The 24,757-nt window shown below is 71.9% G+C and carries 26 protein-coding genes; 16 read left to right on the top strand and 10 right to left on the bottom strand.

Going from position 1 to position 24,757, the window contains the following annotated elements:
• Positions 1-45 precede the first annotated feature (45 nt).
• Positions 46-459 (top strand): STAS domain-containing protein, encoded by a 414-nt coding sequence (locus tag AB0Q90_RS11015; RefSeq protein ID WP_363160374.1) that lies wholly within the window; start codon positions 46-48, stop codon positions 457-459.
• 21 nt (positions 460-480) lie between these two features.
• On the opposite strand, the gene AB0Q90_RS11020 is transcribed toward AB0Q90_RS11015, so the two are convergent.
• The gene (locus AB0Q90_RS11020; protein WP_363160375.1) at positions 481-666 is read right to left on the bottom strand and encodes a hypothetical protein; all 186 of its coding nucleotides are present in this window, start codon (positions 664-666) and stop codon (positions 481-483) included.
• A 214-nt stretch (positions 667-880) separates the two neighbouring features.
• On the opposite strand from AB0Q90_RS11020, the gene AB0Q90_RS11025 reads away from it, so the two are divergent.
• The 7 genes from AB0Q90_RS11025 (at position 881) to AB0Q90_RS11055 (ending at position 8,607) form a co-directional block, all read left to right on the top strand.
• Complete coding sequence (locus AB0Q90_RS11025; protein WP_363160376.1) at positions 881-1,231, top strand: metalloregulator ArsR/SmtB family transcription factor; 351 nt, start codon at positions 881-883, stop codon at positions 1,229-1,231.
• A 182-nt stretch (positions 1,232-1,413) separates the two neighbouring features.
• On the top strand, positions 1,414-1,896 hold the full coding sequence (locus AB0Q90_RS11030) for an oxidoreductase (protein WP_363160377.1): 483 nt from the start codon (positions 1,414-1,416) through the stop codon (positions 1,894-1,896).
• The gene (locus AB0Q90_RS11035) at positions 1,893-3,926 is read left to right on the top strand and encodes a proton-conducting transporter membrane subunit (RefSeq protein ID WP_363160378.1); all 2,034 of its coding nucleotides are present in this window, start codon (positions 1,893-1,895) and stop codon (positions 3,924-3,926) included. The genes AB0Q90_RS11030 and AB0Q90_RS11035 overlap by 4 nt, the downstream gene beginning before the upstream one ends.
• Positions 3,923-4,882 (top strand): NADH-quinone oxidoreductase subunit H, encoded by a 960-nt coding sequence (locus tag AB0Q90_RS11040; protein WP_363160379.1) that lies wholly within the window; start codon positions 3,923-3,925, stop codon positions 4,880-4,882. Before AB0Q90_RS11035 ends, AB0Q90_RS11040 begins: the two co-directional genes overlap by 4 nt.
• Entirely contained in the window at positions 4,879-5,559 is a 681-nt protein-coding gene (locus AB0Q90_RS11045) for a hypothetical protein (RefSeq protein WP_363160380.1), read from the top strand. The genes AB0Q90_RS11040 and AB0Q90_RS11045 overlap by 4 nt, the downstream gene beginning before the upstream one ends.
• Positions 5,559-7,121 (top strand): proton-conducting transporter membrane subunit, encoded by a 1,563-nt coding sequence (locus tag AB0Q90_RS11050; protein ID WP_363160381.1) that lies wholly within the window; start codon positions 5,559-5,561, stop codon positions 7,119-7,121. The genes AB0Q90_RS11045 and AB0Q90_RS11050 overlap by 1 nt, the downstream gene beginning before the upstream one ends.
• 4 nt (positions 7,122-7,125) lie before the next feature.
• A complete protein-coding gene (locus AB0Q90_RS11055) occupies positions 7,126-8,607 on the top strand; it encodes an NADH-quinone oxidoreductase subunit C (protein ID WP_363160382.1) in 1,482 nt (493 codons plus the stop codon).
• A gap of 23 nt (positions 8,608-8,630) precedes the next feature.
• On the opposite strand, the gene AB0Q90_RS11060 is transcribed toward AB0Q90_RS11055, so the two are convergent.
• The 4 genes from AB0Q90_RS11060 to AB0Q90_RS11075 all read right to left on the bottom strand — a co-directional run bounded on the left by AB0Q90_RS11060 (position 8,631) and on the right by AB0Q90_RS11075 (position 10,284).
• Positions 8,631-9,221 (bottom strand): GNAT family protein, encoded by a 591-nt coding sequence (locus tag AB0Q90_RS11060; RefSeq protein ID WP_363160383.1) that lies wholly within the window; start codon positions 9,219-9,221, stop codon positions 8,631-8,633.
• Positions 9,222-9,302: 81 nt separating this feature from the next.
• Positions 9,303-9,779 (bottom strand): ATP-binding protein, encoded by a 477-nt coding sequence (locus AB0Q90_RS11065; RefSeq protein ID WP_363160384.1) that lies wholly within the window; start codon positions 9,777-9,779, stop codon positions 9,303-9,305.
• Entirely contained in the window at positions 9,776-10,114 is a 339-nt protein-coding gene (locus AB0Q90_RS11070; RefSeq protein ID WP_363160385.1) for a metalloregulator ArsR/SmtB family transcription factor, read from the bottom strand. Before AB0Q90_RS11070 ends, AB0Q90_RS11065 begins: the two co-directional genes overlap by 4 nt.
• Before the next feature lie 5 nt (positions 10,115-10,119).
• The gene (locus AB0Q90_RS11075) at positions 10,120-10,284 is read right to left on the bottom strand and encodes a hypothetical protein (protein ID WP_363160386.1); all 165 of its coding nucleotides are present in this window, start codon (positions 10,282-10,284) and stop codon (positions 10,120-10,122) included.
• Between the two features lie 200 nt (positions 10,285-10,484).
• Here AB0Q90_RS11075 and AB0Q90_RS11080 point away from each other — a divergent pair, with 200 nt between their 5' ends.
• On the top strand, positions 10,485-11,024 hold the full coding sequence (locus AB0Q90_RS11080) for a helix-turn-helix domain-containing protein (RefSeq protein WP_363160387.1): 540 nt from the start codon (positions 10,485-10,487) through the stop codon (positions 11,022-11,024).
• Positions 11,021-12,487, top strand: a complete 1,467-nt coding sequence (locus AB0Q90_RS11085) for an MFS transporter (RefSeq protein WP_363160388.1) — start codon at positions 11,021-11,023, stop codon at positions 12,485-12,487. The genes AB0Q90_RS11080 and AB0Q90_RS11085 overlap by 4 nt, the downstream gene beginning before the upstream one ends.
• On the opposite strand, the gene AB0Q90_RS11090 is transcribed toward AB0Q90_RS11085, so the two are convergent.
• Positions 12,410-12,958: a dihydrofolate reductase family protein gene (locus AB0Q90_RS11090; protein ID WP_363160389.1), complete on the bottom strand. Its 549-nt coding sequence runs from the start codon at positions 12,956-12,958 to the stop codon at positions 12,410-12,412. The two genes, AB0Q90_RS11085 and AB0Q90_RS11090, sit on opposite strands and share 78 nt — an antisense overlap.
• A 171-nt stretch (positions 12,959-13,129) precedes the next feature.
• On the opposite strand from AB0Q90_RS11090, the gene AB0Q90_RS11095 reads away from it, so the two are divergent.
• The 3 genes from AB0Q90_RS11095 (at position 13,130) to AB0Q90_RS11105 (ending at position 17,307) form a co-directional block, all read left to right on the top strand.
• Positions 13,130-14,044: a LysR family transcriptional regulator gene (locus AB0Q90_RS11095; protein ID WP_363160390.1), complete on the top strand. Its 915-nt coding sequence runs from the start codon at positions 13,130-13,132 to the stop codon at positions 14,042-14,044.
• Positions 14,045-14,392: 348 nt separating this feature from the next.
• Positions 14,393-15,832 (top strand): amidase, encoded by a 1,440-nt coding sequence (locus AB0Q90_RS11100; protein ID WP_363160391.1) that lies wholly within the window; start codon positions 14,393-14,395, stop codon positions 15,830-15,832.
• A gap of 50 nt (positions 15,833-15,882) precedes the next feature.
• Positions 15,883-17,307 (top strand): amidase, encoded by a 1,425-nt coding sequence (locus AB0Q90_RS11105; RefSeq protein WP_363160392.1) that lies wholly within the window; start codon positions 15,883-15,885, stop codon positions 17,305-17,307.
• Between the two features lie 9 nt (positions 17,308-17,316).
• Here AB0Q90_RS11105 and AB0Q90_RS11110 read toward each other — a convergent pair whose 3' ends face one another.
• Complete coding sequence (locus AB0Q90_RS11110; protein ID WP_363160393.1) at positions 17,317-18,420, bottom strand: Lrp/AsnC family transcriptional regulator; 1,104 nt, start codon at positions 18,418-18,420, stop codon at positions 17,317-17,319.
• A 64-nt stretch (positions 18,421-18,484) separates the two neighbouring features.
• Between AB0Q90_RS11110 and AB0Q90_RS11115 the strand changes: the two genes are divergently transcribed.
• Both AB0Q90_RS11115 and AB0Q90_RS11120 read left to right on the top strand, forming a co-directional pair.
• Positions 18,485-19,759, top strand: a complete 1,275-nt coding sequence (locus tag AB0Q90_RS11115) for an MFS transporter (RefSeq protein WP_363160394.1) — start codon at positions 18,485-18,487, stop codon at positions 19,757-19,759.
• A gap of 29 nt (positions 19,760-19,788) precedes the next feature.
• Positions 19,789-21,057, top strand: coding sequence for an amidohydrolase (locus tag AB0Q90_RS11120; RefSeq protein WP_363160652.1), 1,269 nt, complete (start codon positions 19,789-19,791; stop codon positions 21,055-21,057).
• 33 nt (positions 21,058-21,090) lie between these two features.
• On the opposite strand, the gene AB0Q90_RS11125 is transcribed toward AB0Q90_RS11120, so the two are convergent.
• From AB0Q90_RS11125 to AB0Q90_RS11135, 3 genes are read right to left on the bottom strand one after another with little or no spacing between them, the layout of a single operon-like run.
• Positions 21,091-21,624 carry a hypothetical protein gene (locus tag AB0Q90_RS11125; RefSeq protein ID WP_363160395.1) on the bottom strand — a complete coding sequence of 178 codons (534 nt, stop codon included), beginning with the start codon at positions 21,622-21,624 and terminating at the stop codon, positions 21,091-21,093.
• Positions 21,621-23,087 carry an ATP-binding protein gene (locus tag AB0Q90_RS11130; RefSeq protein ID WP_363160396.1) on the bottom strand — a complete coding sequence of 489 codons (1,467 nt, stop codon included), beginning with the start codon at positions 23,085-23,087 and terminating at the stop codon, positions 21,621-21,623. Before AB0Q90_RS11130 ends, AB0Q90_RS11125 begins: the two co-directional genes overlap by 4 nt.
• Positions 23,084-23,776 carry a response regulator transcription factor gene (locus AB0Q90_RS11135; protein WP_363160397.1) on the bottom strand — a complete coding sequence of 231 codons (693 nt, stop codon included), beginning with the start codon at positions 23,774-23,776 and terminating at the stop codon, positions 23,084-23,086. Before AB0Q90_RS11135 ends, AB0Q90_RS11130 begins: the two co-directional genes overlap by 4 nt.
• A gap of 139 nt (positions 23,777-23,915) precedes the next feature.
• Between AB0Q90_RS11135 and AB0Q90_RS11140 the strand changes: the two genes are divergently transcribed.
• On the top strand, positions 23,916-24,755 hold the full coding sequence (locus tag AB0Q90_RS11140) for a DUF3152 domain-containing protein (protein WP_363160398.1): 840 nt from the start codon (positions 23,916-23,918) through the stop codon (positions 24,753-24,755).
• Positions 24,756-24,757: the final 2 nt, after the last annotated feature.

Here is a 24,757-nt window from a genome sequence, read left to right on the forward strand (position 1 = left end):
CCGACGGCACATCGACCGGCCACCCGCACAAGGAGGTTCACCCTCATGACCATCGACTGGCGCTACACCGTCGAGGAGAACCTCGGCGTCCTCTCCGTCGCCGGGTACCTCGGACCGGACGCCGTCCGCCGCTTCACCGGCGCGGTCGGCTGGGCCCTGGCCCGTGGCACCGGGCCGGTCGTCGTCGACCTGACCGAACTGCGCAGCTGGTCGGCCGAGGGACAGGCGGCGATCGCCGAGGCCGCTCGCCGCCTGGCGGAGGCGGGCCGTGGCCTGGAGCTGGCCGCCATCCCCGCCGACGGCTCCCTGGTCCCGACCGCGGACATCCCGTTGATCCCGGTCCACGCCGACCTGGCCTCGGCGCTCTCCGCGCACGGCGCGCACGGCGCGGAACAGGGAGCGGGCCGCCACGAGTGGCGCACCACCGGGTGGCCGGCCGCGGAGCAGACGGACCGATGACACCCGCCTCCTCCGGGCAGGTCAGCCCTGGCCGGTCTCCGGAGCGAGCCGGACGGTACGGCCGCCGAAGGACAGCTTCAGCAGGTTGGCATGGCCGCAGCGCGGGCAGTGGCCGTCCGCTTCGACGGCGGTGGGGCGGCACTTGAGACGGCAGGCCGGGCACTTGAGCCAGGCGACGCCCGTGCCGCGCAGCGGGGTGATCCTCACGCAATCCTCCTCACAAGACCTCAGGAATTGCTAATGTTAGCAATTCCTGAGGTCATCATCGCTGGATTCGGACGGTCCGGTTCCTCACCCGTGGTTCGGTGCCGTGCACACCGCGGGCGAGGATGGGCCGCATGTGTGCGACGAGTAGGTGGATGCGATGCGTCGAGGCCCGGCCGGTGGGGCTGTGCTGTTGCGTCGGGGAGGCGACGGCACGATGAGTACGCCGCTGTACCAACTGAAGGCCGAGTTCTTCAAGACCCTCGGCCACCCGGCACGCATCCGCGTCCTGGAGCTGCTGAGCGAGCGCGAGCACGCGGTCGCCGAGATGCTGCCCGAGGTCGGCATCGAGCCCGCGCATCTGTCCCAGCAGCTGGCCGTGCTGCGCAGGGCCAATCTGGTCGTGACCCGCAAGGAGGGCTCGACCGTCTACTACTCGCTGACCAGCCCGCACGTCGCCGAGCTGCTCGGGGTGGCACGGACCATCCTGTCCGGAGTGCTGGCCGGGCAGGCCGAACTGCTCGCCGACCTCCAGGCCGCGCAGGGGGAGGCGAAACCGCCGTCGTAGTGACGGCCCTCGATCGGCGGCCGTCTCCCGGGGAGTCCGACAGCGCTCCGAGGTGCTGGGAGGCGGCCGCCTTCATCAATGGGTAAAGCAGGGCAAAGCAACATCAAAGCGCCGTAACTCCGCTCACGGGATGGCCGGTTAGGCACCCGCGAGCACAGTCCTCACCGTCACAGGGAGGCTTCATGGGCCTGTTGCGCAAGATCCGCACCACCGGGAGGGTGGCCGAGCCGGCTCCACCGCACCCGGCGGGTGAGGTCCCGGCGAAGGCGCGGGAGCTGGGCGGTTCGGTGCAGGTGCGGTGTGTGGACGCCGGATCCTGCAACGGCTGCGAGATCGAGATCGCGGCGGCCTTCAACCCGGTGTACGACGCCGAACGCTACGGCGCCCGTCTGGTGGCCTCCCCCCGGCACGCGGACGTCGCCCTGGTGACGGGCCCGGTGACGCGGAACATGGCCGAGCCGCTGCGCCGCACAGTGGCCGCCATGGGCGAGCCGCGACTGGTGGTGGCGGTGGGGGACTGCGCGATCAACTGCGGGGAGTTCGCCGGGGGTTACGGCGTCGAGGGCGCCGTCTCCGATGTCGTGGACGTGGATCTGGCCGTGCCCGGGTGCCCACCGGAGCCGACGGAGATCGTGGCCGCACTGCGGCGGGTGACCGGCAGATGAGCGTGATCCCGGCCGCGCTCGCGACGGCCACCGCAGTGGGCGGCGCGGGCTCGCTGGCCGGGCTCGTGCTGCCCCACCGGCTGCGCGTGAGGAGCGTCGGGCTGCTGACGGCCGGCGCGGGGGCGGCGGGCGCTACGGCCGGTGTGGCCGCGTTGGGCGGAAGCCGCTGGGCGGCGGCCTACCCGCAGGTGCTTCCGCTGGCCGGGGCGCAGGTGGCGGTGGATGCGCTGGCGGGGCTGTTCATGGCGGTGGCGGGGGCGGTCGTGGTCGCGGTCGCGGTGTACGGCACCGGCTATGCCGCCGGGCATGGACCGCACGGGCTGGGCTCGCGTACGGCGCAGGCGGTGCTGCCGCTGTTCGCGGTCAGCCTCGTCCTGGTGCCGGTGGCGGCGTCCGTGTCCACGTTCCTCGTGCTGTGGGAGCTGATGGCGCTCGCCTCGCTGCTGCTGGTCCTCGCCGAACACCGCGAGCGCGCCACCGTACGGCAGGCCGGGGTCTGGTACGCCGTGATGACCCACCTCGGTCTCGTGCTGCTGCTGGTGGGGTTCGCGGTGTTCGCCGCGCAGACCGGCGGGGAGACCTTCGCCGCGCTGCGGGCGGGGGCGCAGGACGTGTCGCCGACTCTGCGCGGTCTGGTGTTCGTGCTGGTGGCCGCGGCCTTCACGTCGAAGGCGGGCGCGGTGCCGCTGCACGCCTGGCTGCCGCGCGCGCATCCCGAAGCGCCCAGTCCCGTCTCGGCGTTGATGAGCGCCGCCATGGTCAATCTCGGCGTCTACGGCCTCGTGCGTGTCGCCTTCGACCTGCTCGGCGGCGGACCGGCCTGGTGGTGGCTGGGGCTGATGACGGTTGGCGGGGCGAGTGCGGTGTACGGGATCCTGCAGGCGGCGATGGCCTCCGATCTGAAGCGTCTGCTGGCGTACTCGACGAGCGAGAACATGGGCCTGGTCCTGATCGGCGTCGGGGCTTCGGGGCTGTTCGCCGCCTACGGTGAACAGCCGCTGGCCGCGCTGGCGCTGGCTGCCGGACTGCTGCACGTGGTCAACCACGCCGCGTTCAAGGCGCTGCTGTTCTGCGCAGCCGGATCGGTGCTGCGGGCCACGGGGGAGCGCAACCTGGACCTGCTCGGCGGACTGCGGGCCCGGATGCCGGTCACGGCCGGGCTGTTCGCGGTCGCCGCACTCGGCGCGGTGGCGCTGCCGCCGGGCAACGGGTTCATCAGCGAGTGGCTGCTGCTGCAGTCCCTCATCCACGGGCTCCAGGCGCCGGGCGTGGCGGTGGCGGTTGTCCTGCCGCTCTCGGTGGCGCTGATCGCGCTGTCCGCCGGGATCGCGGCGGCCGTGTTCGTCAAGGCGCTGGGGGTCGGCTTCTTCGCCCGGCCGCGCAGCGCACTGGCCGCCGAGGCCAAGGAATCGCCCCCGCTGATGCTCGCCGGGATGGGCCTGCTTGCCGCCTTGTGTGTGGCGCTCGCTCTGGTGCCCGGCCTGCTGGGCGACGGCCTGGACCGGGCCGTGAGCGCGACCGGGCTGCCCGGCAGCGGCGCGGTCTCGGGCGGCGGGCTGAGGGTACGGCTCACGGACATCTCCGCCTCGCTGTCGCCGCTGTGGGTGGTGGCCGCCCTGACCGCCGCCGTCATGCTGGCAGTCGGCCTGCCCCGGCTGTACGGCCGTCGCCGTCGTCGCGTGAACGCCCGGTTGTGGGACTGCGGTGGTGGGGCGCCGAGTCCGCGCATGGCCTATACGGCCACCTCGTTCGCGGAGCCGTTGCAGCGGGTCTTCGACGACGTCCTCGCACCCGAGCAGGACGTGGACGTCACCCCGGTGCGCGAGTCGGCGTACCTGGTGGAGCGGGTGCGCTTCCAGCACCGGGTGCCCGACCGGATCGAGCACCGGCTGTACGACCCCGTGATCGGCTTGCTGGCGGGCGCGGGGCGGGCGGCGCGGCGGCTGGCGGGCGGGAGTGTGCATCTGTATCTCGGCTACGGCTTCGCCGGCCTGGTCGTGCTGCTGTTGGCACTGGTGGTGGGCTGGTGAGCAACGGGATCGGATATGTGGCCGTGGCGGTCCAGATCGTGGTGGTCGTGGCCGGGGCGCCGCTGCTGACCGGGTGGATGCGGCAGGTGCGGGCCCGCTTGGAGGGGCGGGCCGGGGCCGGGGTGCTGCAACCCTGGCGCGACGTCGGCAAGTTGCTGCGCAAGGAACCGATCAGCCCGGTCGGCACCGGGCCCGCCTTCCGGGCCGCCCCCGCGCTGATGGTCGCCACCACCGTGGTCGCCGCCGCCCTCGTGCCCCTGCTGTCCACCGACACCCCGGTCGGCGCTCACGCCGATCTGATCCTGGTGGTGGCGCTGATCGCGCTGGGCACCCTGGCGCTGGCACTGGCCGGGCTGGACACCGGCACCGCGTTCGGCGGGATGGGCGCCTCACGGGAGATGACGGTCGCCGCGCTGGTGGAACCGACCATCCTGCTCGCGGTGTTCGCCCTGTCGATACCGGCCGGGACCACCAACATCCCGGCCATCGTCACCGGCGCCGTCGAGGAACCGGCTCGCCTCGCCTCCCCGGCCGGGCTGCTGGCCACTGCCGCCCTCGCGGTCGCGGTGCTGGCGGAGACCGGGCGGATCCCGGTCGACAACCCCTCCACCCACCTCGAACTCACCATGATCCACGAGGCGATGGTGCTGGAGTACGCGGGCCCCGACCTGGCGCTGGTCGAACTCGGCGCCCAGATGCGGCTCACCCTGCTGCTCGGCCTGCTGTCCTCGCTGTTCGTGCCCTGGGGCATCGCCACCAGCGCCTCGTGGGCGGCGCTCGCGGTGGCCCTGGTGCTGTTCGCCGCGAAGATCCTGCTGCTGGGCGCGGTGCTGGCGGCGGCCGAGGTGTTCTGGGCGAAGGTACGGCTGTTCAAGGTGCCCGAACTCCTCGCCGGTTCCTTCCTGTTGGCGCTGCTCGCGGTGACCGCCTCGTACTTCCTGAGCGGAGCGTCATGAGCGAGAGCCTGTACACCCAGCTGCTCGACCTCGCCTGCGGGGCCTTCCTGCTCGCGGCCGTCGTCGTGCTGTGGCGGCGCGAACTCGTCGCCATCGTCCGCGTGTTCGCCCTGCAGGGTGTCGCCCTCGCCGCGATCGCGGTCCTGCTCGGTGCGCACGAGGAACGCTGGGACCTGGTCGCCATCGGAGTGGGCATCGGCGTGCTCAGGGCCGGTGCCCTGCCGTATCTGATGAGGCGTGCCCTGGCCGCACTCACCGCGGACCGTGCACACAGCGAGGAGGTACGGGAGACGCAGCCGCTGGTCAACGTCGCCGCCTCGCTGCTGACCGCGGCCCTGCTGACCCTGCTGGCCTACGCGGTGGCCAGGCCGCTGACCGAGCTGAACCCCACCTCGGCGACCCGCGCGTTGCCGGTCGGCCTCGCCGTGGTGCTGATCGGGTTCTTCGTGCTGGTGACCCGCAGGCGGGCGCTGGCCCAGGTGGTCGGCTTCCTGCTCCTTGACAACGGCATCACCGCCACCGCCTTTTTGGCCACCTCCGGAGTGCCGCTGATCGTCGAACTCGGCGTCTCCTTCGACGTACTGCTGGCCGTCCTGGTGCTGCAGATCCTCACCACCCGGATGCGGGAGGCGTTCGGCACCACCGACATCGACGACCTGCGGGAGCTGCACGACTGATGAACTCCTCGGTTTCCGCCCTGCTCCTCACCGCACCGCCCGCCGTCCCGCTGCTGGCCGCCGGGGCGTACGCGCTGGCCGGGCAGCGTGTCTCCGCGCCCGTCGCCGCCGCGCCCGTCGCCGCCGTGCCCGCCTCCCGACGGCCGGTCGGCACGGTCCTGGTGGAGGAGCCCCCGGCACCCTCTGAACGACCGCATCCGGTGTCCTGGGCGGCCCTCGTCCCACCTGCCGTGATCCTGGCGTGCGGGAGCCTCCTCGCGGCGGCCGTCGTCGCCGACGGGCCGCGCGCGGCGTACTCCGGACTCCTGCGCGCCGACGCGCTGACCGCGTGGATGCTGCTGGTGGTCGGCGCGGTCGCGCTGATCGCCTGCGGCTCGGCACCCGCCGACCTGACAGGCCGGGGGCTGTGGCGCTACCACGTCCTCGTGCAGGCGTTCCTGGCCGCCATGTGCCTGGCCGTGGTGACCGCCAACCTCGGTGTGCTGTGGGTCGCCATCGAGGCCACCACCATCGTCACGGCCTTCCTCGTCGGCCACCGCCACACCCGTACGTCGGTGGAGGCGGCCTGGAAGTACGTGGTGATCTGCTCGGCCGGCATCGCCCTCGCCTTCCTCGGCACCGTCCTCATCTACTACGCGGCCCGGCAGGCAGGCATCGCCGAGGCATGGGCACTCGACTGGCCCACCCTCGTCGGCCGCGCGGACCGCCTGGACCCGGCCGTCACCCGGCTCGGCATCACCCTCATCGTCCTCGGCTTCGGCGCCAAGGCCGGCCTGGTACCCCTGCACGCCTGGCTCCCGGACGCCCACAGCCAGGCACCCGCGCCGGTCTCCGCGCTCATGTCGGGGGTACTGCTGTCGGTCGCCTTCACGGCGATCCTGCGCTACCGGGTCATCGCCGACGCGGCGCTCGGCGCGGACTTCACCCGGGTCCTGCTGACCGGCATCGCCCTGCTCACCCTCGCCCTCGCCGCCGGACTGCTGCTGGCCCAGCGCGACTACAAACGCATGCTCGCCTACTCGTCCATGGAACACATGAGCCTGATCGCTCTTGCCGCGGCGATCGGCAGCCCCCTCGCCCTGTCCGCCGCCCTCCTGCACATCGCCGGACACGGCCTCGCCAAGTCCGTCGCGTTCTGCGCCTCCGGACGCGTCCTGCACCTGTGCGGCACGTCACGGATCGGCCGGGTGCGCGGTCTGCTGGCCCGAACTCCCTGGCTGGCAGGCCTGTTCGGGCTGGCTGTGGCCGCGCTGCTGGGCTTTCCGCCGTTCAGCCTGTTCGCATCCGAACTGGGCATCGCCCGCGCGGGCTTCGCGGCCGGGGCCGGGCCGGCCTGGGCCACCGCAGCGGCCTTCGTGCTGGTGCTGGTCGCGTTCGCGGCCCTGGCTGCCCGCACGGCCCGGATGCTGCTGGGACCCGCACCCGACGGCCACGCCGACGAACCCCCGGGCGCGCTGTGGCCCCTCGTCCTCGGCCTCACGGCCTGCGCGGTGCTGGGCATCGCCCTCGGCCCGCTGACCGATCTGCTGGACGCCGCCGCCCAGGCGATCGGAGGTCACTGACGCGATGCGCACAACGTTCGAGGTCAGCCCGGCCACACTGCCCCAGCACGCCGAGGAACTGCTCACCCGGGGGCACCGACTCGCCCTGGTCGCCGCGCACATCGACGAGACCGGCCCACGCGTGGTGTACCTGTTCACCTCCGGTCCGCCCGACACGCGCACCGAACTCCACGTCCGACTCCACCCCGACCGCCCCGAGGTACCGACCCTCGCCCATCTCTCCTTCCCGGCAGGCCGGTTCGAACGCGAGATGCGCGACCTGTTCGGCATCGTCCCCCTCGACCACCCCCTCCCTCGCCGCCTCGTACGCCACTTCCACTGGCCGCGCGGCTGGTACCCGATGCGCCCCGACGCCGGGCCTCCGCCCGCCTTCGGCGAGCAGGAGGGGCCGTACCCCTTCCTGGAAGTGGAGGGCGACGGTGTCTACGAGATTCCGGTCGGCCCGGTGCACGCCGGGCTGATCGAGCCCGGTCACTTCCGCTTTTCCGTCGTCGGCGAGACCATCCTCAAGCTCAAGGCCCGGTTGTGGTTCGTCCACAAAGGTATTGAGAAGCTCTTCCAGGGCCGCTCCATCGCCGCCGGCCTCCCGCTGGCCGAACGCATCAGCGGCGACACCGCAGTAGGCCACGCCTTGGCCTACTGCCTGGCCGTGGAGGAGGCCACCGGCACCGAGGTCCCCGCCGAGGCACAGCGGGCCCGCGCGATGCTGCTGGAACTGGAGCGCATCCACAACCACATCGCCGACCTCGGCATGCTCTGCAACGACGTCGGCCACGGCATCCTCAACGCCCACGCCCAGCGCGTCCGCGAACAACTCCTGCGCCTCAACCGGGAGATCACCGGCCACCGCCTCCTGCGCGGCGGAGTCGTCCCCGGAGGCACGGCCCTGCGGGCCCTGCCCGACCCGGCGCGGTTGACGGCGATCGGCGAGGACATCCGCGAGATCACCGACCTCGCCCTCGGCCACTCCACCGTCCGCGACCGTTTCACCGGCACCGCCATTCTGAGGACCGCCGCCGCCCGGGAGATCGGCTGCCTCGGCTATGTCGCCCGCGCCAGCGGCCTTGCCCACGACGCCCGCCTCGCCCACCCCTTCACGGCCTACGGCGATGAGTTCGCCGTATCCCTGCACGACAGCGGCGACGTCCTGGCCCGCTTCCTGGTCCGCGCCGAGGAGATTGACACCTCCCTCGCCCTGATCGAGCACTTCGCCGAAGGACTCAGCGCCCCAAGTACGGTGCTGGGCCCGCCCCTCGCGCCCGGAGCGGGCCCCGGCACAGGGGTGGGCCTCGTGGAGGGATGGCGCGGCACCATCGCCACCCGCGTCGAACTCGCCCTCGACGGCACCCTGGCCCGGGTCAAGCCTGTCGACCCGTCCTTCTTCAACTGGCCCGCGCTGCCGGTGGCGTTGACGGACACGATCGTTCCGGACTTCCCGTTGACCAACAAGAGCTTCAATCTGTCGTACGCCGGCAACGACCTGTGACGGTCAAGGCCGGCGGACGCCGCCTACAGGTCGCCCTGGACGAGGGCATGCAGATGCTCGTCGTGCCATCCGTCCTCGTGCAGCAGGGCACTGCGCATGGTGCCCTCGAAGGAGTAACCGGCCTTCTCCGCCACCCTGCAGGACGCCGGATTCTCGACCGCATGACACAGCCGGAGGCGGTGCAGGCCCAGCTCCTCCAAGGCCCATCGGCTCACACGCCTGGTGGCCTCGACCGCGACACCGCCACCGCGCACCGCCGGCAGGAGCCAGTAGACGAGCTCCGCACCGCCCTCATTGAGGTCGATGTCCCCCCAACCGATCAGGCCGACGGCCTCTCCGCCGCCCGCCCGCGCGATGGCCCAGATCGCGGCCTGCTCATCCTGCCAGCGCCGCCGCATCCGCTCGATCCTCAGCCGCGCGTGCTCCGCCGACTCCACGACCAGCCGGTTCCACAGCCGGATGGCGGGATCCTGCCCCGCGGCCATGAGCGCGTCGGCGTCGCGCGCATCCCAGGGACGCAGCTCCAGCCCGCCGGGCAGGCCGAGCACGGGCTGCGGCTTCTGGGCCATACGGCCGGCCGGTACGACGGGAGGCACGGGTGAGAAGGAGATCATCAGCGCATCCTGCCAGGCGCCTGGTACGTCCGACTCCGAATGTTCGATGGCAGCTTGAGGGCTTCCCAGGGCGCGCGGCGCCTACAACGGGATCTCGAACCGCACGAGGACAACCTTGCCGTCATGGTGGACGGCGGGTTCGGCGCTCAGATCCCCGTCGTAGTGGGCGGCCAGTTCGGCGACCATCCGGAGTCCGGCGCCCATGCCTTCGAGCGTGAGGTCCGGAAGACGTGGCTCGGCGTCCGCGACGCTGAGGACCAGCTGGTCGCCGGCGACCGTGATCCCCACGTCGGTCATGGACGAGTGCGGGGCGTGCCGCAGCACGTTGGTGACCAGCTCGCTCAGCACAAGCAGGACCGCGTCCGCGAAAGCGGACCCGGGGGCGATGCCCGTCTCGGCGAAGTGCGCGGCCACTGCTTCCCGCGCCTCGCGCACCGCGTTCGGCCCCACCGGTACGGAGGCGACGTGCCTTCGTACCGGCGGTCGTACGTGCTCGACGGCCGCCGCGGGCCTGCCCCGGTGCCACGGCATCCGGAACCGGCCGACGCCGCCTGTCACAGGGACGGTTCCATTCCGCGCAATTCGGCGAGCAGGTCCTGGCGCCCGGCCAGCAGCACGGACAGGATCCGCCGGGCGGCGGCCAGCAGCTCCGACACGTCGCCGCCGGCCAGCTCGTAGACGACCGTCGAGCCGGTGCGGGTCGCGGTGACGATCCCGGAGCGGCGCAGCACCGCCAGCTGCTGCGACAGACTGGACGGCTCGATCTCGATCGCGGCCAGCAGGTCGCGCACCGGCTTCGGCCCGTCCTGGAGCAGTTCCAGCACGCGGATGCGCACCGGGTGGCCGAGCATGCGGAAGAACTCGGCCTTCGCCTCGTACAGCGGTACCTGCATCCCGATCACTCTTTCTCCGCCTCCGCCGGGGCGTCCGCCTCGATGTCGATCTCGATGCCATTGGACCGTGCTATCCGCACCGCGTCGTCGAGCTCGTCCTGCGCCACCGCCACCTCGTAGGCGTCCTCGGCCTTCAGCGCGGCCGCAAGGCCGGCTCGCGCGACCCGCACGCGCTCCAGCAGAGCCTCGGGAAACCCGCCCACCCGGCAACCTCCTCGTTTCCTTGCACAACGTGGCAGTACCCGAGTGGATCTGCCTGACACGGCAACTAGCGAATTGAAGAACTCTTCAATCCTAGTGGACACCGAGTGTCCGGTCTCCGTGCGTAATCCCCTTGCGCAATGGTCAAGAATCGTTGACCATTGCTCGCATGCCTGCCGATGACCTTCCCGAGACGTTTCACGTCACCACGGACGAACAGCTGCGCGCCGTCTCCAACCTGACGCGCCACCGGATCATGGCCGTGCTCCGCTTCGAGCCCGCGACCATCACGCAGATCGCCGAGCGAGTGGGCCTTGCGAAGGGGAGTTCCAGCTATCACGTGCGGCTGCTGGAGCGGGCCGGCCTGGTGAAGGTGGTGCGGACGCGGAAGGTGCGGGGTGTCACCGAGCGGTACTACGCGATGGCCGCCCGGTCGATCGAGCTGCCGGATCCGGGCGAGGGAGGGCCGGATGTGCTGATGCGGCACGCGGTGGCGGACCTGGAGGCGTCGCCGGCGGACGGCGAGCGGCATGTACGGATGGCGCATCTGCGGCTCACCGAGGAGCAGTTCGCAGAGCTCGGGGCGCGGCTGCAGGCGCTGGCGGACGAGTACCGGGAGCTGTCCGATCCCTCGCTGCCGGACGCGTCACTCGTCTTCGCGCTGTTCCACCCGGCACCGCGCCGGCAGACCGAGGGGGACGCCAAGTGACCTCGGACGTTCGGAAGTTGCCGACCGGGTTCGGACGGCTGTGGACCGCGCAGACGATCTCCTCGCTCGGTGACGGGGTGTCGCATGCCGCGCTGCCGCTGATCGCGTTGACGTTGACGCGGGATCCGATGGCGCTCGCCGTCGTCACCGCAGCCGGGACGCTGCCATGGCTGCTCTTCGGGGTGCTCGGCGGTGCGCTGGTGGACCGCTGGGACCGCCGGCGCACGATGTGGGTCGCGGACACGGCACGTGCGGTGCTGCTCGCGATACCCGCGGCGGCGGCCGCGCTCGACGTGTTGAGCATCGGGCTGCTCGCGGCCGTCGCCTTCCTGCTCGGCCTCGGCGGACTCTTCTTCGACACGGCCGCCACGGCCTATCTGCCGGATCTGCTCCGCCGCGACCCGGCACTCCTGGAGCGCGCCAACTCCCGCCTGCGCGGCGCCCAGACCGCCATGTCCGGCTTCGCCGGGCCGCCCGCGGGCAGCGCGCTCCTCGCACTCGGGCGGGCGGTTCCGCTGCTCGCCGACGCGGTGTCGTTCCTGCTCTCCGCACTGCTCGTACGGTCGCTGCCCGCCATGCCCCGGCCCGTGCCGGAGGCCCGCGAGTCGCTGCTCCGGCAGGCGCGGGCCGGTGCCTCGTACGTCTTCCGGGACCGGGTGCTGCTCGGGCTCGCGCTGCGCCCGGCGGTCGGGAACGTCGCCTTCCTCGCCGTGGAGACCGTCCTCGCCCTCTTCGCGCACGACCGCCTCGGCATCGACGCCTACGGCTTCGGCCTGCTCCTCACGGCGGAGGCCACCGGCGGTCTGCTCGGTGCGGGCATCGCCTCCTACCTCGGCCGACGACTCGGCACCGGCACCGCATTGACCTGCACGGCCGCCGTCGAAGGGCTCGCCATCCTCGGCCTTGCCGCTGCCCCGAACCCGTACGTGGCCGGGCTGGCGCTCGCCGTCTGCGGGGCCGGCATGGGCGCCACGATGGTGCTCGCGCCCTCCCTCCGGCAGGCGATCGTCCCGGCCCACCTCATGGGCCGGGTCGCCTCCACCTCCCGCATGCTGGCCATGTGCGCCGCCCCCGTCGGGGCCTTCCTCGGCGGCTGGCTGGCCACCACCTACGACGTCCGCACCCCGCTCTACGCCGCCGCCGGCCTCCTCCTGGCGATGACGGCCGTCACGGCATCCATGACCAGCAACCGCCGGGTCGAAGCGGCGCTGCGTGCCGCCGCCCCGACCGGCGGTCCGGACCACCCGGCATCCGAGGAACCCGCCCAGGAGACTGCACCCGACTTGTCTCTGCAGACGACAGGCCTCGGTGCCGGTCCCGATCAGGGTGCAGCGGAAGGCGAGCCGGTCGGTGACGGCCGCGCAGAGCCCGGGGTCGGTGCAGGTCTACTCCTGCTCGGCGGGCCGGAGATCCAGGACCACGGCGCCGGAGCCGAAGGCCGTGGTGCCGGCGAGCGTCCATGACGTGCCGGGGGCGCCGTCGGGGAAGAGGCGCTTGCCCTTGCCGACGACGACGGGGTGAATCCAGAGCTTGAGCTCGTCGACGAGCCCGAGTTCGATCAGAGAGTTCGTCAGGTCACCGCTGGCGTACATCAGGATGTCGCCCGCGTACTGGTCCTTGATCTTTGCGATCTCGGTGGCCAGGTCACCGCGGACCACGGTGGCGTTCCACTCCGCCTGCTGGAGGGTGGTGGAGACGACGTGCTTGGGGAGGGTGTTCATCCGTACGGCGAAGTCGCCCTCGGACGCCTCCATCCGCGGCCAGGCTGCGGCCATGCCCTCGTAGGTGACCCGGCCCAGCAGGAGGGCTTCGGCGGCGAACAGCTGGCCGTGGGCGTACTTGGCGTGGTCGCTGTTGAAGTACGGGCCGGTCCAGGCGGGGTTCTCCATGACGCCGTCGAGCGACAGGTAGGTCAGGGCGACGATCTTGCCCACAGCATTCTCCTTGGTTCAGGACAGAGCAGAGTGATGCGGCGTCCGGCCGGGAATCGTGCCGTGCACGCCGTCCCGACCAGACTGCTCGGCAAGATCGACTCGAACAACGCCCGATAATGGAACCCACGTTTAGCCGGGCTCAACACCGGATCAAGAACCAAGGGGGGCCTGGTGCTCGAACGCCTGGAACTCGAAGCGTTCCTCACGCTTGCCGAGGAGCTGCACTTCGGACGTACCGCCGAGCGCCTGCACGTCACGACCGGCCGGATCAGCCAGACCATCAAGAAGCTGGAGCGGCACATCGGTGCGCCGCTGTTCGAGCGCACCAACCGCAGCGTCCGCCTGACGCCGCTCGGCCACCGACTGCACGACGACATTCGACCGGGCTACGAACAGATCCAGGCCGGCCTCGACCACGCAATCGACAGCGTTCGGCGGACGAGTAGCGCGCTGCGCGTCGGCTTCGTCGGCGCCGCCACCGGACAGGTCGCCCACCAAGCACGTGACCTGTTCCCCGAACGCCGGCCGGACTGCCCGGTCCACGTTCGGGAGGCCCAGATCATCGACGCCGTCGCCCGACTGCGCGCGGGTGACGTGGACGTCCTCCTCCTGAGCCTGCCGCTCACCGGGCCCGACCTGGTCATCGGCCCGGTGCTGATCTCCGAACCCCGGATGCTGGCCGTCCCGATCGGTCATCCCCTGGCCCGCCGCAAGAGCGTGACCATGGAAGACCTCGCCGACATCCCGCTCCTACGGCTGGCGGGCGCCCTGCCCGGTGACTGGCCGTCGGACCGCTGGCCCGAGCGCACGCCCCGTGGCCGGGCCGTCCCCGGCGGTCCGTCGTTCGAGACCTTCCAGGAGGCGCTGCAACTCATCGGCGCGGGCAGCGGCGGGTACATCGTCGGCGCGCAGGTCACCCGGTTCTACACCCGCCCCGACGTCGTGTTCATCCCGTTCTCCGACGCCCCGCCGATCGAATGGGCCCCCGTCTGGCTCAAGTCCAACACCGCCCCGCACATCCGCGCCTTCGCCCGGACCGCCCAGGAGGTCGCCAACCGCATCTACCTGGCCGCCACCCACCCATGACCTCCGATCAGGTCTTCTGAAGAAGCCGTGCGGGCGCGTCGCGGAGCACGAAACCGACGCCCTCGGGGAGGCAGAGGCAGACCACCGGGTTGAACAGCAGCGGCCCGGCGCAGCCACGAACTCGGCGAGCGGTTCACGGCGAAGCCGGGGGAGTGAGGCGGGTCCACCGACAGGCGGTCCGCGCGGCGCTCGTCTGCAGCGCGGCCCGGCATTTCCGGCGTTCGGCAGCCCCTCCCTGTCGGATCCGTGCAATTCGGCCGGGCGGACGGGAGCGTCGAGGATCCTTGCGGCACTGTCAGCCGTCCGGCCCGTGGGCATCCCCGGGGCGCGACCGAGAGGGGAATGCCCATGCCACCCAGCGCCTACGACGACCTCTGCTACCTCGGCGCCACCGAGGCGATGCGCCTGTTCGCCGCCCGCGAGGTGTCCCCCGTCGAGCTGATGCAGGCGGTCATCGACCGTTCCGAGAAGCTCGAACCGCGGATCAACGCCTTCACCGAGCGGCTCTTCGACGAGGCCCTGGCCCAGGCCCGGCACGCCGAGGACCGCTACCTGGGCAAGGGCGGCCTGGCACCCCGCCCGCTGGAGGGCATCCCGGTGGCGGCCAAGGAGAAGCATGCGATCGCCGGCCGCTCCCTGACCGAGGGCTCCCTCACCCGGCAGGGCGAGACGGCCGCCGAGAACGCCCCCGTCGTCGACCGGATCCTCGACGCGGGCGGCATCATCCACGCCCGTACCGCCACCCCCGAGTTCTCCCTCGCCACCTACACCCACTCCCGCATGTGGGGCATCACCCGCAACCCCTGGAACCCGGACTTCACCCCCGGCGGTTCCTCCGGCGGCTCGGCCGCCTCCCTCGCGGCCGGTACGACCCTGCTCGCCTCGGCCTCCGACATCGGCGGCTCCACCCGCATCCCGGCCGCGTTCACCGGCACGGTCGGCTTCAAGGCCCCGTACGGCCGCAACCCCGGTATGGGCGTGCTCGTCGCCGACCACTACCGCGGCGACGGCCCGATGGCCCGCACGGTCGACGACACCATCGCCTTCCAGAACGTCCTGTCCGGCCCGGACCCGCGCGACCACGCCACCATCGCCCCGAAGCTCACCCTGCCCACCTCCTACCAGGACGTCACCGGCGCCCGGATCGCCCTGTGCGTGCGCCTCGGCGAGTACGACGTCCACCCCGAGGTCGAGGCCGAAACCCGGGCAGCGGCCCGGGCCCTCGCCGACGCCGGAGCCGCAGTCGAGGAGATCACTCTGCCCTGGACCCACCTCGACCTGCTCACCGCGATCGCCGGCCACTTCTCCACGATCTTCGGCGGCCTGGTCATCGAGGCCGCCGAAGCCCACCGCGAGCTGCTCAGCCCGTACGCTGCGGCCTTCGCCGACCTCATGACCTACGCCCGCACCCAGGTCACCTATCTCGACTCCCTGCGCGCCGAACACCGCCTCCAGCGCCAACTCGCCACCGCCATGACCGGATTCGACGCCCTGATCTGCCCCACCACCGCGATCCCCGGCTGGCACGCGGGCGACGACCTCGCGGGCGACAAGGTCGTCGTCCACGGCGAAGAGGTGGCCGACACCATGTGGAGCGCGATGACCAACCCGTTCAACATCAACAACCGCTGCCCGGTCCTCAACGTCCCGTCCGGCATGTCGAGTTGGGGTCTGCCCATCGGGCTCCAGATCGTCGGCCATCCCTACGACGACCCGACCGTCTTCCGGATCGGCAAGGCCCTGGAAGCCGTGCGACCGTGGTCGTACGGCCCTGTCCGCGCGTCCTGACCTGACCGACCCACGCCCTCCGCCGCCTCCCGCCGCACCGGAGACCACCCGTGACCGAACCCCTGCACCCCGAGATCTGCGACGCCACCGCCTCCGAGCTGGCCCGCCGCCTGCGCGATCGCGACCTGTCCGCCCGCGAGGTGGTCACCGCACACCTCGAACGGATCGAACAGCTCAACCCCATGATCAATGCGATCGTCACCCTCACCGCCGAACAGGCCCTCAAGGAGGCCGCGGACGCCGACGACCGTCTCGCGCGCGGGGAGGAGGTCGGACCGCTGCACGGCCTGCCCGTCGCGCACAAGGACACCCACAACACCGCCGGCATCCGCACCACGCACGGCTCGCCGGTCCTCGCCGAGTACGTCCCCGAGCACGACGACATCAGCATCGAGCGCATGCGCGCGGCCGGAGCGATCACCATCGGCAAGACCAACGTGCCGGAGTTCGGGGCCGGTTCGCACACCTTCAACCCGCTGTTCGGGCCGACCCGGAACCCGTACGACCGCACGCGCTCGGCCGGTGGCAGCAGCGGGGGAGCGGCCGCCGCACTCGCGGCGGGCCTGCACCCCCTCGCCGACGGCAGCGACATGGGCGGCTCGATCCGCAACCCGGCCTCCTTCAACAATGTCGTGGGGCTGCGCCCTTCGCCCGGGCGGGTGCCGCTGTGGCCGAACATCACGCCGTGGGCGACGCAGGTCGTCCAGGGCCCGTTGGCCCGCACGGTCCAGGATGTGGCGTTGTTGCTGTCGGTCATGGCCGGGCCCGATCCGCGTTGCCCGATCTCGCTCGACGAGGACCCGTCCGTGTTCGCCGCGCCCCTCGCCGACGACGTGCGGTCGCTGCGGGTCGCCTGGTCGCCGGACCTGGGCGGTGCGGTGCCGGTCGAACCCGAGGTGGCCTCGGCGGTCGAGGCGGCGGCCGGGGTCTTCACCGACCTCGGCTGTACGGTCGAACGGGACTGCCCGGACTTCAGCGGGGCGGACGAGGCCTTCCGTACCCTGCGCGGCTGGCAGATGGCCACCGCGCTCGGGCCCGCCCTGGACGCCCATCGCCACCAGGTGAAGGAGACCCTGGTCGAGAACGTCGAGTTCGGGCTGCGGCTGTCCGGCGCCGACCTCGGCCGCGCCGAAATCCTGCACACCGAACTCTTCCACCGCATGCGGGAGTTCTTCGGCCGGTACGACCTCCTCGTACTGCCCGTCAGCCAACTCCCGCCGTTTCCCGTGGACATCGAGTACCCGACCGAGGTCGCGGGGGTCGCGATGAGCGACTACCTGGACTGGATGAAGTCCGCGTACTACGTCTCCGCCACCGGCTGCCCGGCGCTCGGCATCCCCGCCGGGTTCACCCCGGACGGGCTGCCCGTCGGGGTCCAGCTGGTCGGACGCCATCGCGGCGAACTGCCCGTTCTACGGGCCGGCCGCGCCTTCGAGCAGGCCACGAACTGGGGGTTGCGGAAGCCGGTCTGGTAAGCCGCCGGGTCACGGCGCCGGCGGGGCGAGCGGCCTGCGACCGACAGCCCGCCCCCGCTCGTCCAGCAGCCAGCCCATCCGCTTGGGCGTGTGCAGCAACACCGTGCGGTCCCTGGTCTCCAGCGCCGGGAACCGCTCGCCCAGCAGCGTTTCGAAGGCGTGGATGCCTTCCATGCCGGGCAACAGCACCTGGACGAGCAGGTCGTACGGTCCGCTGACGGCCGCACACAGGCGGACCTGCGGCAGCCGGGCCAACGCGCAGGCCGTCTCGTCCTGCTGGGCGTGCGGGACGGTCATCCGGTAGAAGACGCCGGTGGGCAGTCCGGCCAGCGGCTGCGCGAAGTCGCAGCGCAGCGTGACGGCGCCCTCGCGCAGCATGCGCTGCACCCGGCGCCGGGCGGTGTACTCGCCCAGGCCCGTCCGCGCCCCCAGCGACGCCCAGCCCAGCCGTCCGTCCTCGCCGAGCGCCGTGATCAGCAGCTCGTCCTCGGCCGACATGCCGGGCCGGCCGCGCGTGGCGTACGACGTCGGGCGCGGCGGCAGTGGGGCGCCGAGTTCGTCGCGCCCCGCCGCGTCCAGGGCCCGGATCCGCCAGTCGCCGCCCTCGCTGTACAGCCGGATCCCGAACCGGATCCGCGCACGCCGCACGCCCTTGATGCCGCCGATGCTCCGCCGGACCGCGCGGCCGAGGGAGTACGCGTCGGCCGCCGCCACCGACAACAGCAGGTCGTGGTTGCCGGCGGTCTCGTCGACGCTGAACACCCACGGCAGGGCGCAGGCCGCCGCACTCACTGCCTCAAGGGCGTTCGGGCGGCAGCTGACCTCCACGAACGCCACCACCGACCCCTTCGCCGCGTCGTACGCCGTCACCCAGGCGAGCCCGCCGGCCCGCAGTCGCTCCCAGCGGCGGGCGGCCGTCGTGGCGTCCACCCCCAGCGCCCGGCCGATCCGGGACCACGGCGCGCGCGGCGCCGCCTGGAGGGCGTCGAGCAGCACGAAGTCCTGTTCGGTGAACTCGACCGGGCCGCCGTCCAGACGTGCCTCACCGCCGGATTCCTGGACAGCGGTGGGGAGAAAGCCGGATTCCGGCGTTTTCGCGGATGCCTCGATCATGAGCTGCATCGTAGGGCCACTTCGCGGTTCCGCCACCCCCTCCGCCTGATCTGAGAGGAGCGCCATGTCTGCTCCCGCTCGTGCGGTTCCCGCCGCGTCGACCTCGCGGGTCGTGCGCACCACCGTCGCGCTGCTCTTCGCCGCCTGGCTCATCGACTACGTCGACCGGCTCGTCATCAACCTCGTCCTGCCCTCCATCGGCCGCGAGTTCCACCTCGACCACGGGCAACAGGGCCTGGTCGTCTCCGCGTTCTTCCTCGCCTACGCGCTCGCGCAGATCCCCGGCGGGATGCTCGCCGACCGCCTCGGAGCCCGCAGGGTGGCGCTCTGGGCGCTGGTCGCCTGGTCGGTGTTCACCGCCCTGACCGGCTTCGCCTGGTCCTTCGTCGTCCTCCTGGCCCTCCGTCTCGCGTTCGGTACGGCTCAAGGCGTCTTCCCGCCCGCCTCTATGAAGGTGCTGGTCGAGCGGACCACGCCCGAGGGCAGGATGCGCGCCAACGGCGTGATCATGAGCTCCAACGCCCTGGCCGGCCTGCTGACCGCGCTCCTCGTCCCTCCGCTGATCGCCGTCTTCGGCTGGCGCTCGGCCTTCTTCTCCACCGCCGCTCTGGGCGTGCTCGTCGTGGTGGCCATGCGCGCCTGGCTACCGGCTCCCCTGCCGCAGGCCGAACCGGAGCCCGAAGCCCCGGCCTCCCGCCCGGCGGCGACAGCCATGCTCCGCCAAGGGGTCCTGTGGCGCTTCTCCTTGATCATGCTCGGCTACAGCACCATCATCTGGGGACTCAACACCTGGGTCCCCACCTACCTCAGCGAAGAGCGCGGGATCTCCCTCACCTCGGCCGGCCTCCTCACCGTCTTCCCGGTCGCCGGAGGCGCCGCGGCGACGATCATCGGCGGCCGCCTCGTGGACCGCCTCGAAGGCCACCACCGCAAGATCATCGTGCCGGGCATGGCCCTCACCGCGCTCAGCCTGCCGCTGATGGCCTACTCCACCTCGCTCACCTGGTTCGTCCTCTTCGGCACCCTCGCCGTCACCAGCGCGGCCCTGACCTACATGCCGATCTTCGCCGTCCCCCTGCGCGGGCTCCCCACGGAGTACGTCGGAGTCGGCAGCGCCGTCATCGTCGTCGGCGGCCAGATCGCCGGCATGGCCACTCCACCGGTCATGGGCGTCATCGCCGACACCCTCTCCTTCGAAGCAGCCTTCGCCTTCCTCGCCCTCGGTGCGCTCCTCGCCGCCGTGATGGCCGTCGCCACACCGCAGACCGCGGACGCCCTGCGTGCCGCCCTCCGCCTTCCCCTCCCGCCCCGCACACCCGACACCAAGGAGTCCCAGTGACCGCCACCGACCTCTCCACCGCACCCCTGCTGACCGGCCTCGCCGACCAACTACCCGGCCTGCGAGACCTCTACAAGGACCTGCACGCCCACCCCGAGCTGTCCTTCCAGGAGTTCCGCACCGCCGCCATCGTCGCGGCCCGACTCCGCGAGCAGGGCTGGGAGGTGACCGAGGGCGTAGGCCGCACCGGAGTCGTAGGCGTTCTCACGAACGGCGAGGGCCCGGTCATCCTGCTCCGTGCCGACATGGACGGCCTCCCCGTCAAGGAGGAGACCGGTCTGCCGTACGCCTCCACCGCCACCGGCACCGACCCGGACGGCAAGGAGGTGCCCGTCATGCACGCCTGCGGCCACGACATGCACGTCACCTGCCTCCTCGGCGCCACCGCCCAGCTCGCCGCCACCCGCGCGCACTGGTCCGGGACGGTCGTCGCCGTCTTCCAGCCCGCCGAAGAGGTCGGCGGCGCCCCCGCCATGATCGAGGACGGCTTCCTGGACCGCTTCCCGCGCGCCGAGATCTGCCTGGGCCAGCACGTCTTCTCGGCCCCTGTCGGCTACGCCGTCACCCGCCCCGGCCCGTTCATGGCGGCCTCGGACAACCTGCGCGTCCGCCTCTTCGGGCGGGGCGGTCACGGCTCCGCCCCCGAGATGTCGATCGACCCGGTCGTCATGGCTGCCGCGATCGTGATGCGCCTCCAGACCATCGTGTCCCGCGAGATCAGCGCCTCCCAGGCCGCGGTCGTCACCGTCGGCTCGATCCACGCCGGCACCAAGGTCAACATCATCCCCGAGACCGCAGACATGGAAATCAACATCCGCAGCTTCACCCCTGCGGTCCGCGAGAAGCTCCTGGCCGCGGTCGAGCGGATCGTCCGCGCCGAGGCAGCCGCCTCCAACGCTCCCAAGGACCCGGAGTTCACCCGCCTCGACTCCTTCCCCGTCACCGTCAACGACCCGGACGCCAACGCGATCGTCCACGCCCGCCTCGCCGAAGTCCTCGGCGACGACCACGTCGTCCCCCTGCCCCAGCCCCTCAACGGCAGCGAGGACTTCGGCACCTTCGGCACCGCCCTCGGCGTCCCCTCCGTCTTCTGGCAGTTCGGCGGCGCCGACCCGGCCCTCTTCGCCGGCCTCACCGACCCCGACGAGCTCCTGGAACGCGGCCTGCCCGACACCGTCCCCGCCAACCACTCACCTTTCTACGCCCCCATCCCCGACCCCACCATCGAGATCGGCGTCACCCAACTGCTTGCCGTTGCCGCCCATTGGTTGCGGGAGGGTTCGGCCGCTGAGGGGTGACAGTCGTCCGGAAGGGTTGTGTCGGGGGAGCAGCTAGTCGTCAGGGCACTCCACACCCGCCCCCTCCACACGTCGGCCGTTGGCGCCCATGACGCTCACCGGAGTCGGTTCGGCGGACGGGTCGGTGATGTGCTGGGCGGCGACGGCCGTGCAGATGATCTGGGCGGCGGCGAGGTCGGTCAAGTCGACCGTGGAGGGGGAGAGTTCGATGGAGATGCGGTCGTCCTTCGCTGTCGCCGTGAGGGTGTAGGGGGAGGTGGGCCGCTGTGGGGCGGCTGTGGCGGGGGTTGGTGCGGCCATGGGCAGCGGGAGGTGGGTGGTGATGCGCTTTCTTCGTTCCACGTCCGTCGGGCCCTGGAGCAGCAGTTGCAGGGCCGACTCGATGTCGCCGGGGGCGGAGGTTTGGCGGGGTACGGCGATCAGGGTGCCGTTCGCCACGTAGTAGACGTGGGTTGTCGGGGTGATTCCGCTTGCGGGGCCTCCTGCCTCGACGACGCCGGTGGCGGGGATGGCGCAGGAAGTGAGGGTGCAGAGGGCTGGGAGGAGGAGCAGCGCGGGTCGCTTCATCGGGGGTTCTCCTCGGTGCCGGGCAGGGGGAGCCGGACGGTGAACGCGGCGCCTCCGGTGGGGCGGTTCGTCGCGTGGATGGTGCCGCCGTGTACGCGGACGTTCTCCGCGGTGATGGCGAGGCCGAGGCCGCTGCCCTCGGTGCGGGTGCGGGCGGTGTCCGACTTGTAGAAGCGTTCGAAGACGTGGGCCAGGACGTGGTCGGGGATGCCGGGGCCGCTGTCCAGTACCTCGATGACGGCCATCCGTTCCCCCTCCCCGTATAGGCGGAGTGCGACGGGGCGCGCGCCGTGGCGGAGAGCGTTGCCCACCAGGTTGGCGACGACGATGTCGAGGCGGCGTGGGTCGACGCGGCCGCGGAGGGTGTCGGGCGGGGGCAGGTCGGTGTCCACGAGGTCGGTCCAGGCGCGGGCGGCGAGGGTGCGCCGTAGCGATTCGGCGAGGTCGATTTCGTCCAGGTGCAGTACCGCGACGCCCGCGTCGAACCGGGAGATCTCCATGAGGTCGTCCACCAGCCGGGCCAGCTTCACGGTCTCCTCGCTGATCAGGCGGACCGCGGTGGCCGTGTCCGGGTCGAGGCGGGCGGCGTCCTCGTCGAGAACATCGGTGACCGCGGACATGGCGGCCAGGGGGGTGCGCAGTTCGTGGGAGACGTCCGCGGCGAACCGGCGGGCCCGGGCCTCCATGCCGCGCAGCTCGGCCACCGATTCCTCCAGGGCGGCGGCGGTCTCGTTGAACGTGTGTGACAGGTCGGCGAGTTCGTCGGAGCCGTTGACGGTGAGGCGGGTGTCCAGTCGTCCCTCGGCGATGCTGCGGGTGGCGCTGCGCAGGGCCCGTACCGGGCGCAGGACCCCGCGCGCGGCGAGCAGCGCCAGCAGGACGGCCAGGACCAGGGCGGCCACGGTGGCTCGTTCGACCGCGGAGACCAGGGCGTCGACGTAGGCCCGTTCGGTGGTCTGCGGCACGGTCAGGAAGACCTGGACGCCGGAGTCGTAGGAGCCCTCCTTGGGGGGTTCGGCGAAGGTGACCGACATGCCGACGACGAGGGAGGTGCGGTCGCCGCTGGTCACTCGCTGGAAGACGGTGGCCAGGCGGGAGTTGACCGCTTCGCGCACGGCGGGGGTCAGTTCCTCGAAGGGGTCGTCGGGGACGGAGGTGGCGCTCAGGTCGCCGTAGGTGGCCAACAGGCGCCAGGTGCCGGAGGGTTCGGCGCGGGCGATGTCCGTGGCGAACCGGCGCAGCTCGAATTCGCGCGGTGGGAAGCTGAGTTGCGGGGCGAGTTGGTTGACCTGGGTGCGCAGCTGCTGGATGACGGTGTCCTGGCTCTGCTGGAGCACTCCGGTGCGGGCCTCGCGGAAGGTCAGGGCGCCCGTAGTAGCGGCGGTCAGGGCGGCGACGAGAGCGAAGGCCACGACCAACCGCGTGCGCAGGCCGCGCAGTTGGGGGAGGCGGAGGCGCTTCACCGTGCCGCGAACCGGTAGCCGAAGCCGCGCACGGTCTGGATGTAGCGGGGCTCGCGCGGCGGTTCGCCCATCTTGGCGCGCAGCCGTTTGACGCAGGCGTCCACCAGTCGTGCGTCCCCGTGGTAGCTGTGCTCCCAGACTGCTTCCAGCAGTTGCTGTCGGCTGAAGACCTGGCCGGGGGAGGCGGAAAGGGTCAGCAGGAGACGGAGTTCGGACGGGGCGAGCGCTATCGGCGTGCCGTGTCGGGTGACCGAGAGTCCGGCCCGGTCGACGGTCAGGTCGCCGTAGGTGTCGATCTTCGGTATGCCGCCGTCGGCGGGGGTGCCGGACGATCGGCGCAGGACGGCGCGGATACGGGCCTCCAGCACCCGGGCCTGCACGGGCTTGACGACGTAGTCGTCGGCTCCCGCCTCCAGTCCGACGACGATGTCCTCGTCGTCGCCCCGCGCGGTGGCCATGATGATCGGCAGGGTCTGGTCGAGGGCGCGCATCCCACGGCACACGTCAAGGCCGGGCATGCCGGGCAGCATCAGGTCCAGCACCACGACGTCCGGCCGGAACGACCGCACCCGCTCCAGACCGTCCTCGCCGGTCTCGACGGCGGTGACCTCGTGGCCCTGGCGGCGCAGGGCGAGGGCGACTCCCTCCCGCACGGCACGGTCGTCTTCGATCAGCAGAACGCGTGGCATGGGATCAGTATCCGCAGGCCGTAGGCGTGCTCGTGACTTTGTTACCGGATGATCATATAGAGCCGCCGCGGGCCGCCCGTTATCTTTTCGTTATTGCTTGGGCCAGGTCCCATCACATGGCGATCACAGCCTGACGTCCATGACCACGCACACATCACCTTCCGTCCGTGGCCGTCGTCGGAGCCGGCGATCGCATGCCTCTCCGCGTGGGCGGAAGGGGCCGCTGTGGGGAGGGCTGACCGCGCTGGCCGTCCTGGGGGCCGCCGGGTTCGCGGTCGTTGACGGGGTGCAGTCCGGTGGCGCGGGTGCTGTCGGGCCCGCCGCGTCCGACTCCACCGGTCCGGCCCGTACGTCCCGGCCGACCCCGTCGCCCAGCCGCTCCTCCGCGCCCGCCTCCCCGTCCGAGCCCGCTGTGCCCTCCACCGGGCCGGGCACGTTCACCGTCGCGTCCGGCGGCAGCGCCAAGGTGGGAACGGGAACCGCCCTGCGCTACCAGGTCGAGATCGAGGACGGCCTCGACCTCTCCGCCGCGGACGTCGCCCGGCAGGTGGAGGGCATCCTGGCCGACCGGCGCGGCTGGACGGCGGACGGCCGTTCGGCGTTCCAGCGGGTGTCGAGCGGTCCGACCGACTTCGTCGTCCGGGTCGCGACCCCGGGGACCGTGGACCGGATCTGCGGGCAGTACGGGCTGGAGACGGGCGGCGAGTACAACTGCAACGTGGCGAAGAACGTGATGGTGAACCTGGAGCGCTGGCTGCTCGCAACGCCCGTGTACGCCGAGGACGTCACCGCCTACCGCGCTCTGATCATCAATCACGAGGTGGGTCACTTCCTCGGCCACGGCCACGTGGGCTGTCCGGGGCCGGGGCAGCCGGCCCCCGCGATGATGCAGCAGATCAAGGGGATGCACGGGTGCGTGCCCAATGTCTGGCCCTACGACGAGCAGGGGCGGTACGTGACAGGCCCCGCCGCTCCCTGACG

The sequence above is a fragment of the Streptomyces sp. NPDC079141 genome (genome assembly GCF_040686775.1).
In the GTDB taxonomy this organism is placed as follows: domain Bacteria; phylum Actinomycetota; class Actinomycetes; order Streptomycetales; family Streptomycetaceae; genus Streptomyces.

Excerpts from the sequence above, each read along its gene's own strand:
- AB0Q90_RS11050 (WP_363160381.1), top strand. The coding sequence starts at position 5,559 with ATGAACTCCTCGGTTTCCGCCCTGCTCCTCACCGCACCGCCCGCCGTC.
- AB0Q90_RS11030 (WP_363160377.1), top strand. The coding sequence starts at position 1,414 with ATGGGCCTGTTGCGCAAGATCCGCACCACCGGGAGGGTGGCCGAGCCG.
- AB0Q90_RS11100 (WP_363160391.1), top strand. The coding sequence starts at position 14,393 with ATGCCACCCAGCGCCTACGACGACCTCTGCTACCTCGGCGCCACCGAG.
- AB0Q90_RS11125 (WP_363160395.1), bottom strand. The coding sequence starts at position 21,624 with ATGAAGCGACCCGCGCTGCTCCTCCTCCCAGCCCTCTGCACCCTCACT.
- AB0Q90_RS11045 (WP_363160380.1), top strand. The coding sequence starts at position 4,879 with ATGAGCGAGAGCCTGTACACCCAGCTGCTCGACCTCGCCTGCGGGGCC.
- AB0Q90_RS11080 (WP_363160387.1), top strand. The coding sequence starts at position 10,485 with ATGCCTGCCGATGACCTTCCCGAGACGTTTCACGTCACCACGGACGAA.
- AB0Q90_RS11035 (WP_363160378.1), top strand. The coding sequence starts at position 1,893 with ATGAGCGTGATCCCGGCCGCGCTCGCGACGGCCACCGCAGTGGGCGGC.
- AB0Q90_RS11070 (WP_363160385.1), bottom strand. The coding sequence starts at position 10,114 with ATGCAGGTACCGCTGTACGAGGCGAAGGCCGAGTTCTTCCGCATGCTC.
- AB0Q90_RS11015 (WP_363160374.1), top strand. The coding sequence starts at position 46 with ATGACCATCGACTGGCGCTACACCGTCGAGGAGAACCTCGGCGTCCTC.
- AB0Q90_RS11115 (WP_363160394.1), top strand. The coding sequence starts at position 18,485 with ATGTCTGCTCCCGCTCGTGCGGTTCCCGCCGCGTCGACCTCGCGGGTC.
- AB0Q90_RS11140 (WP_363160398.1), top strand. The coding sequence starts at position 23,916 with ATGACCACGCACACATCACCTTCCGTCCGTGGCCGTCGTCGGAGCCGG.
- AB0Q90_RS11025 (WP_363160376.1), top strand. The coding sequence starts at position 881 with ATGAGTACGCCGCTGTACCAACTGAAGGCCGAGTTCTTCAAGACCCTC.
- AB0Q90_RS11135 (WP_363160397.1), bottom strand. The coding sequence starts at position 23,776 with ATGCCACGCGTTCTGCTGATCGAAGACGACCGTGCCGTGCGGGAGGGA.
- AB0Q90_RS11110 (WP_363160393.1), bottom strand. The coding sequence starts at position 18,420 with ATGATCGAGGCATCCGCGAAAACGCCGGAATCCGGCTTTCTCCCCACC.
- AB0Q90_RS11060 (WP_363160383.1), bottom strand. The coding sequence starts at position 9,221 with ATGATCTCCTTCTCACCCGTGCCTCCCGTCGTACCGGCCGGCCGTATG.
- AB0Q90_RS11055 (WP_363160382.1), top strand. The coding sequence starts at position 7,126 with ATGCGCACAACGTTCGAGGTCAGCCCGGCCACACTGCCCCAGCACGCC.